Genomic DNA, 13475 nt, shown 5'->3' on the forward strand with positions numbered 1-13475 from the left:
AAAGGTAGGCATTGGCCCGATGACCGGCGGCAAAACTGCGCCACACTGCTTCCCCGTGTTCCAACTTTCTGCGGCCAGTTTCTCCCCGTCAAGGATCTGTCTCCTGCTTTAAGCAGATACGCCAGTCCGGCGCAGCAGCGTTATAGTTAAACCCTTCGAGATCAAATTCACTGCCTTGCGTATCCTTTCCTCCCTCTTCGTCGCTTTTGCCGTCCTGGCCTTTTGTACGACCTGCCAGCGCAACCCGGCTGGCACGCGGCTCTTTGAAGTCATTTACCCCGTGACGGACTTTGTGATCCCCGCCGGCCAGCCCAGTTTCCAGACCCTGGTGATTGCCCAGAACCGCGTCCCCACCGGCTTCGTCGATGAAATGCTGCGAACGGGCGTTGCGGCGGGTGACATCGACCTGGTGGGCGGACTCCGGGCCCGCGTCACTTCGCTGACCAACGACGATTTCGGGGAAATTGAACGGATGGAGCTGCGGGTGTGCCCCGTAGGCCAAGCGGGAGGCTGCGACCAATTTGACCTGTTGTTCAGCGTAGACGACTTATTTCGCCGCCGGCAAGACGTGGTTAATCTCAGCCCAGGCCTGCGCAATTTCCGCGAGCTTTTCCTGGGCAGCGAAACCGTTCGGGTGGAACTGATCATCACCCCCGGCATCACCACCAGCCGTACGCTGGAGGCCCGCCTGGAATGGTCGGCCACGGCGGTGGGGGATTTGGATTAAGTAGCTTTCAGGGTTCCTCCCCGAGGGAGGATTTAAATTTGTCTCCCCCTTTACTTCACCAGCGCCAGGCGCATCCGTTTGATGCGATCTTCCAGCTTTTCGCTGCTGATCCGCTCGCGCAGGCGATCGACGATGAGGGCGAAGCTGAAGGGGGTAGCCTTGGCCGGCGTCGTAAAGAGGATCGTTTGGCCATTGATCCGCTCCAGGGCCTCCCGCAGGCGGGCTTCCTGGAGCTGGAAGGTCATGATCTCATCGTAAGCCTGGGCGAGAAGCAGGTTATCGGGCTCGTAATCGGTAAAGACATCAAAAAAGAGCTTGCTGCTGCTCTGAAGGTGTTTTTCCTTTTTGGCCTGCCCGGGGTAGCCCTGGAAGATGAGTCCGGCGATGGCGGCAATCTCCCGGAAGCGGCGGCTGGCCATCTCGGTGGCATTGATACTGGCCTGGAGATCTGCCCCCAGTCCGTGGGTATCAAAAAGGCCGGAGCCAAGGGCCTCTTCGATGGGGATGGGCTGGTCGCTGAGCAGCTCAAAGCCGTAGTCGTTGCTGGCAATGGTGAAAGTAAGGGCGGCAAACTGCGCAATGCGGTAGGCCACCAAACTGGCCAGTCCCTCGTGGATGCCCCGGCCTTCACAGGGGTACATCAGCAGGTGGTAGCCCTCCCGGTCCTGGAAGTACTCGATGAGCAACTCATCCGCCCCGGGAACGGCCGAGCGGCTGGCCTGGATGGCGCGCAGGGGTGCCAGCCTGGCCAATTCCGCATCGCGGTAGTTCTCGTGCTTGAGGTGGTCAAGCGCCTCCCGCAAGGCACCGGAAAGCTGACTGCTGAGCTGCATCTGCCCGCCGTGCCACGTGGGGACTTTCCCCTTCTTCGCATTGCTTTTCCGGACGAGCGCTTCCGTCCCTTTTACCTTGACCAACTTGAGGGAGCGGCCCGCAAACCAGAAAGTATCCCCCGTTTTCAGGCTGGAGATAAAGTATTCATCGATTGTCCCGATGAGGCCACCGCTGATGTACTTTAGCAAGAGCGCCGTTCCGCTGACGATGGCCCCGATGCTCATGCGGTGCATCATGGCGATCCGCTTGTTGGTGACGCGGTAAAGGCCATCTTCCACCACAACCTTGTGGTATTCGTCGTAGGCCCCCAGGCTGTTGCCCCCCGTAGTGATGAAATCCAGGCACCAGGCAAATTCGGCGTCGGTCACCGTCGCAAAGCAGAAGGTCTGACGGATCTCGGCGAGCACATCGGCGGGCCGAAAGCCATCCCCGACGGCCAGCGTGACCAGGTACTGAATCAGGACATCGAAACAGCGCAGATAAGGCATACGCGCCTCCACCTGCCCCGTGGCCACGCACTGCCGCAGGGCCGAGGCTTCCAGCAATTCGAGGCTGTGGGTAGGGACGAAATGGATGACGGACGTTGCCCCGGGCTGGTGTCCCGAGCGGCCGGCACGTTGTAAAAAGCGGGCGACGCCCTTGGGGCTGCCGATTTGGATTACCGTTTCTACGGGCCGGAAGTCGACCCCCAGATCGAGGCTGGCCGTGCAGACGACGGCCTTGAGGCTGCCTTCGTGGAGGGCGTCTTCTACCCAGTCGCGAAGCTCCCGGCTCAAGCTGCCGTGGTGCATGGCCAGGACGCCGGCCAGGTCGGGGTCGGCCTCCAACAAGCGCTGGTACCAGATTTCGCACTGGCTGCGGGTATTGGTAAAAACAAGGGTAGGGCCGGGAGCATGCAGCAGGGGAAGGACCTGGCTGAGCATCTTGATCCCCAGGTGCCCCGCCCAGGGGAAGGTTTCGATTTTCTCGGGCAGTACGCTTTCCAGGCGAATGGTCTTCCGGGTATCGGCGCGAATGATGACGGGCCGGGGGCCAGCCGGGGCCGTGCCGACCAGCACGTCCAGGGCCTCTTCCAGGTTGCCGATGGTGGCGGAGATGCCCCAGGAGCGAAAATCTGGGCCACGCAGGGCACGCAGGCGGCTCAAGGCCAGCTCCAGCAAGACACCGCGTTTGGTGCCCAGCAGTTCGTGCCACTCATCGGCCACCAAAACCCGCAGGCTGGCAAAGAACTCCGCATGGCCCGGGGAGGCCAGCAGCAAGTGCAGGCTCTCGGGCGTGGTGATGAGGATTTCGGGGGGCTTTTTGCGTTGTTTGCCGCGTTCGCTGGTGGAGGTATCGCCGGAGCGAATGCCTACCGTCCAGGGGATGCCCAGGTCATCGATGGCGCGCTGGGCGGCCTGCTGGATCTCGCGGGTGAGGGCCCGGATGGGGGTCACCCAGATGGCTTGCAGCCCAGCTTTGCTGCTCCCCCTTCGGGGGGTGGGGGAGCCTTGCTCCTCCCCCTTTGGGGGTTGGGGGGCCAACCTACTCCCCCCTTTGGGGGGTTGGGGGGGAGCACCTGCGGCCGCGCCCAAATGTTCCAACAGAATGGGCAGGAGCAAGGAATAGGTCTTACCGCTACCCGTGGGGGCGTTGACGAGGCCACTTCTGCCCGCCAGATAAGCTTCCCAGGCAGCAATTTGGAACGGAAACGGCTGCCAGCCCTGGCGGCGGAACCATTCAATACCGGGGAGGAGCAATGGAGAAAAGGCAGGCGATTCGGGCACAATGAACCGAACGGCAGTCTGGCGAAGAAGGTTTTGGCGGCAAGCCTATTCGCAGCCCATATCCGCCTTGGCCACTGCGTCACTGCTGGGGAAGCAGTTGCCGGAAAGCACCCTTTCGGGCACGTAGCGCCGCAGGTTGGGGTCGCGGAGGCCCTCGGCGAGGAAGTCCGTTAAGTCCGTCACTTCCTGCTCCGTCAGGTTCAGGGGATGGAAGTATTCGGAGATGTTGGCGGTGGGCACGTTGTCATTTTCGGGGACACCAGCGTTGAAATACTCTACGACATCCCGGAGCGACTGGTGGCTGGCCCCGTGGAAGTAGAATGGCATATCGCTGGTGTTGTACACCTGGGGCACCTTGAACTTGTAGAGGTCTTCGGGGCGGCGGGTGAAGTCGCCGCGGCCCAGATTGCGTCCGTCGTTGGGTCCGGTACGGCGGGCACCGCCCGGGAATTCGTAGAGGTCTTTGACCCCGATGGCGTGGAAGGTATTGCCGTTCAGGGCGGGCCCGTTGTGGCAGCGGAAGCAGCCGGCTTTGCCGAAGAAAAGCTGGGCGCCACGTTTTTGGTCTTCGGTCAGGGCGCTCTTATTGCCGCGCAGCCAGTCTTGCCAGGGGGCCTGGTTGGGGAGGACGGTGCGGATGTAGGCAGAAAGGGCAAAACTCATGGCTACGCGGCCGTATTTGGCTTCGCCGGCGAATTCGGGGAAGGCCCGGTCGAAAAGACGGCGGTAGCCGAGAGTATCGAGCAGGTAGGCATCGGTGCTCATGCGGTGCACCACGGTGCCTTCGATGTTCTGGGCCTCCAGGCCGTCGAGGCCGAGGTGGTTCAGTTCGGTCGTGGGGTCAAACACGCCCCAGATGTCTTCGTAGTGGGCATTATCGCCGCGGGCACCGAAGCGGCCGGCCCACATGGAGTTGGTCACATACGCCACGCCCAGCATAGAAAGCGGGCGGGCTCCCTGGGCATCGATGTTTTCCTCGGCGTAGTTGGGGTCCATGCGCCGGCCCTGCCCGGCTTCGCCGAAGCCCATGCCTCCGTCGGCAATGCCCTGGAAGGCTCCGGCGGTAAAGGCCGCATCGGCCACGTGGCAGGTAGAGCAGGAAAAAGTGCGCAGGTTCTCGGGGTTGAGGGCATCGCGGCCGAGGGCGGTTTCGTGGAAGAGGAGCTTGCCCAGCTCCACTTTCTCTGGGGTGAGGGGATTGCCAATACCCGCCGGGATGCCCGCCAGGTTGCTGCCGTCGGGGAGCATGTAATAGCTGAGGGAACCGTTCTCGCTGAGGCGGAGGAGGGTTTTTTCCAGCTCGGTATCGAGGGTAGAGACCGCCTCATCACGAACGCACGAGGCGGAAAGTACCGCCAGCACAAGCAGGGAGCAGATCCAAAGGCCAAAAGATTTCATACGGAGATTATGCTTAGATAACTGGGAAAATGAAGACTATATCGGCGGTAGATCCAACACAAAGCACAGAGCGGTGGGCAAATATAGGCAGATTTTATGCAGCGGATGGCATTTAGTGGTCGACATATTTTGTCTTTTCACCGGCGCAATTGCGAAGGGAAAGTTTTTTGGTGGTGCGTAACGCCCGTGGAACGGAAGGAATGATCCAGCCTGCGGTACGCTAAAATGGCACCAACAACCAACAGGAAGGTGCATTTGCTGATTTCTATCTACATTTTGTTTATTATTGCATTCAACTGTGCAGGTTTTGTGTTTTTTGTGTACTTTTGCTCTTGCCTGCGCCCGCGCCCCACCTCTACCTGTTCCTGCCCCGCCCGATTTCCCGCTTTCCGCAGCCCATTTCATGCCCTTTAGCCTATTGACTATGCATCCGGATACCTACGCCCGGGTAGCCCTGAGCCGTGCGCCCCACATCGGACCGAAATTATTCCGTGCCCTAATTGAGCATTGCGGCAGTGCCTCCGAGGTCCTTCGGGCGCGGCCGCAGGTGCTGTGTGAAGTGGACGGCATTGCCGAACGCACCGCTGCTGCGCTGGCCGACGAACGCAAAAACCGCGAGGCCGAAGCCATCCTGGAGCACGCCGAACGCTACGGCATCGACATCATTTGCTGCCTGGATGACGACTACCCCGACCGCCTCAAGGCCCTGACTGCCGCCCCGCCCATTCTATACCATTCCGGCGCGACCGATTTCCGCAACGCCCGCTCGCTGAGCGTGGTTGGAACCCGCGACATGAGCAGCCGGGGGGCCTTGCAAATTGACCGCATTCTCGATCCCCTCGTCGAGTACCAACCCCTCATCATCAGTGGTTTGGCCTACGGAGTAGACATCTACACCCACCGCCGTTGCCTCCAGCTGGGCTTGCCCACCCTGGCGGTGATGGGCAGTGGCTTCAACCACGTTTATCCCGCCGCCCACGCCCGCACCGCCGCCCAACTGGCCGATACGGGAGGCGGCGTACTGACGGCCTACCCCTACTGGATGCAGCCCGACAAAGACCACTTCCCCGCCCGCAACCGCATCGTGGCCATGCTCTCCGACCTCACCATCGTTGTCGAGTCCGCCCGCCGCGGTGGCTCGATGATCACCGCCGGGATGGCCCACGACCTGGGGCGGAAAGTCGGTGCCTGCCCCGGCCGCGGTGGCGAACGCCTCACCGAGGGCTGCAATGAACTGATCAAAACCGGGCGCGCCCACCTGATCGAAGACGGCACCGACGTGGTCCAACTCCTGGGTTGGAAAGGCAGCGCCGCTGGCCAGCAACGGCGCCTCTTCGAAGATCTGGACGCCGACGAGCAAGACATCGTCAACCAGCTCCGCGACCGCGACAGCGTGGAAATCGATGAGCTCCACTACCAACTCAAAGCCCCCCCGGCCAAACTCGCCGGCTGCCTCCTGATGCTGGAGATGAAAGGCGTCATCACCGCCCTGCCCGGCCACCGCTACCGCCTGAGTTGTTAACCCTTAGCAAACAAGGCGTGCAGCTAATTTAACCTCCCCATCCGGTCCTGCTGGCCACCGCTCGTATCTTTGCGCCATGAAAAGCTTGTCCTTCTTCCTCCTGTCATTGGTCTGCCTGGTCTTAACCGCCTGCCCGCCCGCTCCGGATGATACTTTGGCGCCCTCCGCACCAACGGCCCGGCCAGCCCCGGGTACGCCGCAAATGAGCACCACGCCAGCCAGCCCCACTGCGGAAAATACCGACGCTCCTGCCGCCCGCCGCCCCCGGAACATCATCCTCATGATTGGCGACGGTATGGGCATAACCCAAATCACGGCGGGCATGTACAGCAACAGCAACCGGCTCAACCTGGAGCAATTCCCCGTCATCGGCCTCCACAAGTCGTACAGCTCGGATAATCTGGTGACCGACTCCGCCGCCGGCGCCACCGCCTTCAGTGCGGGAGTGAAAACCTACAACGGAGCCATCGGCGTGGGTGCAGATACCCTGCCCACCGTCACCATTCTGGAACTGGCCGAAGCCGCCGGGCTACCTACCGGCCTGGTCTCCAGCAGCTCCCTCGTTCACGCTACCCCCGCCAGCTTCGTAGCCCACAACCGCCACCGGGACAACAAGGAAGAAATTGCGGAAGATTTCGTAAAATCGGAGGTAGATCTCCTCATCGGCGGTGGCTATCGCTACTTCGACCGGCGCAGCAAAGACGAGCGCAAAATCTCCGCCGAACTGGCCCGCAAAAACTACCTCATCGACGTATTCCAGGAAAAGAACATCCAACAGATCAAGCCCGACGTCAGCAAAAACTACCTCTACTTCACCGCCGACGGCGAGCCGCTGCCCTATGCCCAGGGCCGCGACTACCTGGTACCCGCCTCCGCCCTGGCCCCCACCTTCCTGGACGCCCGCGATACCAAAAACAAGGGCTTTTTCCTCATGATCGAAGGCGCGCAAATCGACTGGGGGGGCCACGCCAACGACAGCGAATACATCATTTCCGAAATGCTGGAGTTCGACCGCGCCATCGGGGCCGTCCTGGCCTTCGCCCAAAAAGACGGTGAAACGCTGGTGATTGTCACCGCCGACCACGAAACCGGCGGCTACGCCATCCAGACCGGCTCCAGGCTCAACGCCATCCAGGGGGCCTTCACTTCTGACTACCACACGGCGGACATGATCCCCGTGTTTGCCTACGGCCCCGGTGCCGAAGCCTTCGGAGGCATCTACGAGAACACCGCCATTTTTACCAGAATGCGCGATTTGCTGCGCCTGAAGTAGGGCCGGGACGCGTCAGCATTTTGTAAAAAGCAAACAAAGTGGTTCGGGCAAACATTCTCTAAGTGCGTATCTTACCGCCGCCTTCGTTAAGACGGCTTAAACTATCAACTTTTGATACGCTCTGGCCTGGGTCCTTTACCCAATCCAGGCCCCTTCGCGAAGGATCGTTTCACAAATCGGTCATCATCATCAAAATACTGCGTTTTGCATAGCTCCGTTACCCCCACCGTGGACGACATCAACCAGCACCTCCGGAACTGGAAAGCGATCGTGGCCAAATACCAAAAAGCTAACAGCGCCCGCGCCATTGGCCAGATTTTTACCAGCTTTGGCCCCTTCGTTGCGCTCTGGATTGCCATGTACTTCAGCGTGGATTATTCCCTGTGGCTCACCTTCGCCCTGGGAGCCCTCAACGCCTTCTTTCTGGTAAGGATTTTCATCATCCAGCACGACTGCGGGCACTACTCATTCTTCCAGAAACGACGGGTAAACGACGCCATCGGCTTCGTGTGCTCTTTCTTCAGCTCCATCCCCTACACCTACTGGGCACGGGTCCACAGCTTCCACCATGGCCACACGGGGCAACTGGAGCACCGTGATATTGGGGACATTGACTTCCTGACCGTCGAAGAATACCGGGCACTTTCCAAGTGGGGACGCTTTAAGTACCGGCTCTTCCGTTCGCCAATCGTGCTTTTCGTGGTGGTGCCCGTCATTTACCTCGGCGTTATGCTGCGCATCCCGAGCATCACTTTCGAAGGCTGGACGCCCATTCACCGCAAGCAACACCTCAATAACCTGCTGATTGCCGCCGTTTACGTCGGCCTGGGCTTCCTGCTGGGTTGGAAGGCGTTCCTGATCGTGCAGGGTTCCATCATCTTCTTCTTCGGCATCATTGCCTTCTGGTTCTTCTACGTCCAGCACCAGCACGAGCACACCTATATGCAGTGGACGAAGAACTGGGATTACCTGACGGCCGCCATCCGCGGAGCGACTTTCTACAAGTTGCCCCGCTTCCTGCACTTCCTGACGGGCAACATCGGCTACCACCACATCCACCACCTCAGCAGCCGGATCCCGAACTATAACCTGCGGCGCTGTGCCAGGGAAAACCCCGTCTTGCAGAAGTACGTCACCAAGATTTCCTTCTTCCAGAGCCTGCCCATGATGTTCAACAAGCTGTGGGACGAAGAGAAGCAGCGCATGATCAGCTTCCGGGAGTTCTACCGTTCGGAGACCAGCGGTACGCGCATGGCCTAGGGCCGAAAGAGGGCGACATTTACAGCCCTCGTTTTAATCATCTTCCTACCCGGTGGATGCGTCAAAAGGGCGCTGCCGCAGGTGCATAGAAAAGGACACGGAGCAAGGAGTGCCGGGGCAGCGCCTCCCCTTGCTTTTAGGTTCTTTACCTGGCACCTGCGGCAGCGCCCTTCTGATGTCTGGACGGAACTGAGGACTATTCCTCCGGCACCACCGCCGCCGTTTTCCCCGCCCGCTCCGCCGGCAGGATGGAGGCCAGCAGCCCGATGAACAGCACCGTGACGGCCACGATCGGAAAATCGTACCAGCGGAAGGAAATCGGGTAAGCCTCCAGGAAGGCCCCGGGCAAACTGATGAGACCGAAGGTTTTTTGCAGCAAGTAAAGGCTGGTGGCCAGCAGGTAACCGAGTAACAACCCTATGCCACAAAGCAAAAGGCCCACCCGCAGGAAAACGCCGCGGACGTCGGCCGCCGTCATACCCAGGCTGCGGAGGATGGAGATGTCGCGCCGCTTCTCCAGTACGATCATCCACAGTGCCCCGATCAGGTTAAAGCTGATGAGGATCATCATCAGGCAGACGATGGCAAAACCCACCCATTTTTCTACGCGCATCAATTTCAGGATGCTGTTCTCCTGCTGGTAGCGGTCTTTGATCACGTAATCGTCTCCCACGTAGGCCTGGATGCGTTGGTAAGTATCCTTGTTCCGGAAGCCGGGGTGCAGGCTGATTTCCAGCGAAGACACCGTTGAATCGCCCACGCTCAGCAGGCTGCGGGCTTCGCTGAGTTTGATGAGCACGGCCTGGTTTTCGAAAGCTTCCTGGCTGCGGATGATGCCGGTGGGCTGGAAGTCGCGCCGGAGGTAAGAACTGCGGCCCGTAACCAAAAAGCCCCCACCGCCCCGGGGTTTGGGCCGGGACATAAAGATGGTCAGGGGGACAAAATTGTTGAGGGGGTCGATGCCCAGAACGATGGACAATTGGTTGCCGACTACGGCACCCAGGATCTTGCGATCGGGCAAGTCCAGCTCGTAGTTCCCGTCGCGCACCAGGCTGTCGATGCCGTTGATGAGGGGGTAGGCCGCGTCCACGCCCTTGACGCGGCCGGCGCTCTGTTTGCCGTCGTAGCTGAAGATGGCCGTTTCTTCCAAAGTCTGGGAAATGTTGTGGACGCCATCCAGGGCGTAAAGTCCCTTCAGGAGTTCATCATTTACCTCAAAAGTCTTGCCCCTGGCAGCGGTGATGCGCACGTCGGGGTTGAGGTTATTGAAAAGACCGAGAAAGAGGTCTTCAAAGCCATTGAACACACTCAACAACAACACCAATGCGGCGGCCCCGATGGCCACGCCACAGGTAGCGATGATGGTAATGATGTTGATCGCGTTGGTGGACTTGCGGGCGAAGAGGTATCGCCAGGCCATGCGGGCCGGTAGATTCATAGGGTCGAAGTTACTACTTGTTGATCATACACACCATCACCACCGGGCCAGCCTTAGCTACTGCCCCGGAAGGAGAAGGGGCGGCTGGAATGTACCAGCCGCCCCCGTGAACTTCTGCCGTGGAGCAACGACTTACTTTAAGCGGGAGAGCAGCTCGTTGAGCTGTTCCACTTCGCTTTCCTTAAGCCGGTCGCGGAGCAGTTCATCCAGCGTACCGCGCCGGCTATCGATCTTCTGCAGCAACTTCCGGCCGCGGTCGGTGATGCGCACGCGGTTGCTGCGGCGGTCTAGTTCAGAGGGAAACTTTTCCAGCAGTGCCTTTTTCTCCAGGCGGTCGATGAGACGGCTGGCGTCAGACATCTTATCGGCCAGTCCTTCGCGGACTTCCTGGATGGAAAGCGACTCCGGATGGCACTCGGCCAGGTTCCGGAGAATACTGAATTGCTTCGGGGTGATTCCGAAGGGTTGCAGGAACTGCCTCGTTCCGTTGTTCAGCCAACTACACGACTGAAACAAATTGTAACGAAGTTCCTGCAATTGACCTCCGGCGCCGGTCAGGAGACTGGCGTTGTTGGTTGGATTACTCATTCGGTTAGTTTAAAAAAATCCTTTTATTAAAAACTGATCTGCTAGGAACTGGCTAATGGGTGCAAAAGTAGCGCCGCAAGCGGACGCTCAACATTAAAGTAGGTAGTCAATTCGTTTCTGTCGGGACAGTTGCACCACCCAGCACAACAGCGGTATAACATGAAATGATCGATTTCAGGAGCTAATTTAACGTCCCATTAACCATTTTTTTTGCATCATTTGTCGGCAGCGTGCGTTATTCAGTCCGTGTGTCAATGCTTTGGCCGGAGCCGTCTTTCTGGACCATCCGAAGGCCACACCAGCTACTCTTCCCCTTGTAAAAAGCGCATTCCCATGAAATCCTCCTTCCTTCTTATGTTGCTGTTGTTCCTTGGCGGCACCACCCTACTCGCCCAGAACAAACAATACACTTCCACCCAGGACAGCGACCCCGAGGCCATTGCCATCATCAAAAGCGTGCGGCAGAAGTACGATGCGTTTAAGACGATGACGGCGAACTTCCGTTTGGACATTGCCCTCCCGAATCAACCCCTCGAAACCCAGAAGGGCAACATCAGCCGGCAGGGAGACCTGGTCCGCTTCAAGCTGGGAGACCAGGAGGGCATCATCAACGCCCAGGGAGCCTACATCATCCAGCATGGCAATAAGGAGGTGATGATCAACAACCTTCCCGAGCCGGGCGAAGACACGGGTTTGCTCACTCCCCAGTCTTTATTCAGTTTCTACGAGGGCGAAAACTTCATCCTTTCCCTCCAGGGCGAAGAGGTACAGAATGGTGTGAAGGTGAAAATCATTGAACTTAAGCCCGTTGACCGCAACAACAATGAATTTACGAAGATACGCTTGCTGGTAGACGCCGCGCGCAAGGAAATCGTCTCCATCAAAGCCTTCGCCCGCGATGGTTCGGCCTTTACCTTCTACCTGGACAAAACCCAAGGCAACGTTGCGCTGGCCGCCAACCTCTTTACCTTCAAGAAAGAGGAATTCCCTGGCTACCACGTTGAAGACCTGCGCTTCTAGCGGGCCACGGCTCCTGATCCCTGCTCCCCTTTGGGGTTGGGGGGGCCTTGCACCTGCGGCCGCGCCTGAAAATGACGACGGTCAGGTAAAAATATCAAGCACCTCAAGGGTGTGGCGTGGGCCGGCAAAACATTGTCCGGCCCATTTGCTTTTCTATGCAAAAGTACGCCACATGCCACTGCCCACTGTCGTCATTGCCGGAGCTACGGGCTTCATCGGGCGGTGGTTCATCGAACGCTTTTTCCGCGAATTTCACATCGTAGCGCTGAGCCGGACGGCCATGCAGGCACCGGACGGAGAAGCCAAGGCCGAATGGCGGCAGGTGGAACTTTATTCCCTTAGCAGTACCGAGGCGGCCTTGCGCGGGGCGGATTATGCGCTTTACCTGGTCCATTCCATGCACCCCACTACGCGGCTGCACCAGGGGTCATTTGAGGATACGGACTTGCTCCTGGCGGATAATTTTGGCCGCGCCGCCCGGGCCAACGGCGTGAAGCAAATCATCTTTGTGGGGGGCATCCTGCCGCAAAACGAGCCGGTGGAGGCGCTGAGCCGCCACTTGCGCAGCCGCTGGGAGGTGGAAAAAACCCTGGGAGCCAGCGGGGTACCGGTGACGGCACTGCGGGCGGGCATCATTGTCGGTGCGGCTGGCTCTTCCTTTACCATGATCCGCAAACTCGTAGAGCGCCTGCCCGTGCTGATTTGCCCCGCCTGGTGCCAATCGCAAACCCACCCGATTGACCTGGACGATGCCCTGCGCATGATCCACTACTGCCTGGGCCGCGAAAGCACTTTCCACCGCCATTTCGACCTGGGCGGTGCCAACGTAACCACGTACATGGAAATGATTGAGGTGGTGGCGGAGCTGTTGGGCAAACGGCGGGTGGTACGGCCGGTACGCTTTTTCAGTCCGGGTTTTTCCAAATTTTGGGTCAGCCTTTTCACCGATTCCAGCCAGGCGCTGGTATCGCCGCTCATTGAAAGCCTGCGCCACGACCTGGTAGCCGAGCCAAATGAACTGCTGGCGGCTTTTCCGCAGCGTAGTGACTTCCGGACGGCCGCGCGCCGCGCCCTCTTCGGACGCGAAACCCTGCCGCCCCTGCCCGCCCGCATGCCTACACAGCGCACGGAGCGCAATACCGTGCGCAGCGTACAGCGCCTGCCCAACCCCCGGTGCCACACCGCCACCTACGTAGCCAGAATCTATCAGCGGTGGTTGCCCATCTTTTTCCGCCTGCTCATTAACGTCCGTACGGAAGGCGATTTATCGGTTTTCCGCGTCGGGCGCATCCCCTTGCTGCAGTTGCAATTCATCCCCAGCCGCAGCGATAACGAGCGGCAACTATTTTACATCACGGGCGGCCGATTGGTGCGCCGCAAGGACTACGGCTGGCTGGAGTTCCGGCGCGTGCTCAATCAGCAGTACGTCATTTCGGCCATCCACGAGTTTGTGCCGGCCCTGCCCTGGTACCTCTACATCCTCACGCAGGCACGGGCGCACTCCTGGGTGATGGACCGTTTCGGGCGCTATTTGGGGAGTGAGTAGTTGGGTGGTTCTGTAGTTCTGTAGTCTTTAGCGAACTATGAACTATGAACTATGAACTATGAACTATGAACCAACCCAAAACCCCACTCCGTTTGCTGCGTTT

General features: G+C 59.4%; 10 protein-coding genes. 6 read left to right on the forward strand and 4 right to left on the reverse strand.

Features of this window, described 5'->3' with window-relative positions:
• Nucleotides 1-175 precede the first annotated feature (175 nt).
• Nucleotides 176-727: a hypothetical protein gene (locus tag H9S92_RS15880; RefSeq protein WP_187467677.1), complete on the forward strand. Its 552-nt coding sequence runs from the start codon at nucleotides 176-178 to the stop codon at nucleotides 725-727.
• Between the two features lie 50 nt (nucleotides 728-777).
• Here the strand turns inward: H9S92_RS15880 and H9S92_RS15885 are convergent, their stop codons facing one another.
• Both H9S92_RS15885 and H9S92_RS15890 read right to left on the reverse strand, forming a co-directional pair.
• Complete coding sequence (locus H9S92_RS15885) at nucleotides 778-3327, reverse strand: ligase-associated DNA damage response DEXH box helicase (RefSeq protein WP_290283107.1); 2550 nt, start codon at nucleotides 3325-3327, stop codon at nucleotides 778-780.
• A 45-nt stretch (nucleotides 3328-3372) separates the two neighbouring features.
• On the reverse strand, nucleotides 3373-4725 hold the full coding sequence (locus tag H9S92_RS15890) for a cytochrome-c peroxidase (RefSeq protein ID WP_187467679.1): 1353 nt from the start codon (nucleotides 4723-4725) through the stop codon (nucleotides 3373-3375).
• A 424-nt stretch (nucleotides 4726-5149) separates the two neighbouring features.
• Here H9S92_RS15890 and H9S92_RS15895 point away from each other — a divergent pair, with 424 nt between their 5' ends.
• The 3 genes from H9S92_RS15895 to H9S92_RS15905 all read left to right on the forward strand — a co-directional run bounded on the left by H9S92_RS15895 (nucleotide 5150) and on the right by H9S92_RS15905 (nucleotide 8780).
• A complete protein-coding gene (locus H9S92_RS15895; protein ID WP_187467680.1) occupies nucleotides 5150-6247 on the forward strand; it encodes a DNA-processing protein DprA in 1098 nt (365 codons plus the stop codon).
• A 76-nt stretch (nucleotides 6248-6323) separates the two neighbouring features.
• Complete coding sequence (locus H9S92_RS15900; RefSeq protein WP_246463928.1) at nucleotides 6324-7520, forward strand: alkaline phosphatase; 1197 nt, start codon at nucleotides 6324-6326, stop codon at nucleotides 7518-7520.
• Between the two features lie 204 nt (nucleotides 7521-7724).
• The gene (locus tag H9S92_RS15905; RefSeq protein ID WP_187467681.1) at nucleotides 7725-8780 is read left to right on the forward strand and encodes a fatty acid desaturase; all 1056 of its coding nucleotides are present in this window, start codon (nucleotides 7725-7727) and stop codon (nucleotides 8778-8780) included.
• 196 nt (nucleotides 8781-8976) lie between these two features.
• On the opposite strand, the gene H9S92_RS15910 is transcribed toward H9S92_RS15905, so the two are convergent.
• Nucleotides 8977-10218, reverse strand: a complete 1242-nt coding sequence (locus tag H9S92_RS15910; RefSeq protein WP_187467682.1) for an FtsX-like permease family protein — start codon at nucleotides 10216-10218, stop codon at nucleotides 8977-8979.
• Between the two features lie 132 nt (nucleotides 10219-10350).
• Entirely contained in the window at nucleotides 10351-10806 is a 456-nt protein-coding gene (locus H9S92_RS15915) for a MarR family winged helix-turn-helix transcriptional regulator (RefSeq protein ID WP_187467683.1), read from the reverse strand.
• A 333-nt stretch (nucleotides 10807-11139) separates the two neighbouring features.
• Here H9S92_RS15915 and H9S92_RS15920 point away from each other — a divergent pair, with 333 nt between their 5' ends.
• Nucleotides 11140-11826 (forward strand): LolA family protein, encoded by a 687-nt coding sequence (locus H9S92_RS15920; protein ID WP_187467684.1) that lies wholly within the window; start codon nucleotides 11140-11142, stop codon nucleotides 11824-11826.
• A 172-nt stretch (nucleotides 11827-11998) separates the two neighbouring features.
• Nucleotides 11999-13372, forward strand: coding sequence for an NAD(P)H-binding protein (locus H9S92_RS15925; protein ID WP_187467685.1), 1374 nt, complete (start codon nucleotides 11999-12001; stop codon nucleotides 13370-13372).
• The last annotated feature ends 103 nt before the right edge of the window (nucleotides 13373-13475 follow it).

It is taken from the genome of Neolewinella lacunae (assembly GCF_014349155.1).
GTDB classification, from domain to species: Bacteria; Bacteroidota; Bacteroidia; order Chitinophagales; family Saprospiraceae; genus Neolewinella; species Neolewinella lacunae.

Excerpts from the sequence above, each read along its gene's own strand:
- H9S92_RS15890 (WP_187467679.1), bottom strand. The coding sequence starts at position 4,725 with ATGAAATCTTTTGGCCTTTGGATCTGCTCCCTGCTTGTGCTGGCGGTA.
- H9S92_RS15895 (WP_187467680.1), top strand. The coding sequence starts at position 5,150 with ATGCATCCGGATACCTACGCCCGGGTAGCCCTGAGCCGTGCGCCCCAC.
- H9S92_RS15900 (WP_246463928.1), top strand. The coding sequence starts at position 6,324 with ATGAAAAGCTTGTCCTTCTTCCTCCTGTCATTGGTCTGCCTGGTCTTA.
- H9S92_RS15910 (WP_187467682.1), bottom strand. The coding sequence starts at position 10,218 with ATGAATCTACCGGCCCGCATGGCCTGGCGATACCTCTTCGCCCGCAAG.
- H9S92_RS15915 (WP_187467683.1), bottom strand. The coding sequence starts at position 10,806 with ATGAGTAATCCAACCAACAACGCCAGTCTCCTGACCGGCGCCGGAGGT.
- H9S92_RS15920 (WP_187467684.1), top strand. The coding sequence starts at position 11,140 with ATGAAATCCTCCTTCCTTCTTATGTTGCTGTTGTTCCTTGGCGGCACC.
- H9S92_RS15925 (WP_187467685.1), top strand. The coding sequence starts at position 11,999 with ATGCCACTGCCCACTGTCGTCATTGCCGGAGCTACGGGCTTCATCGGG.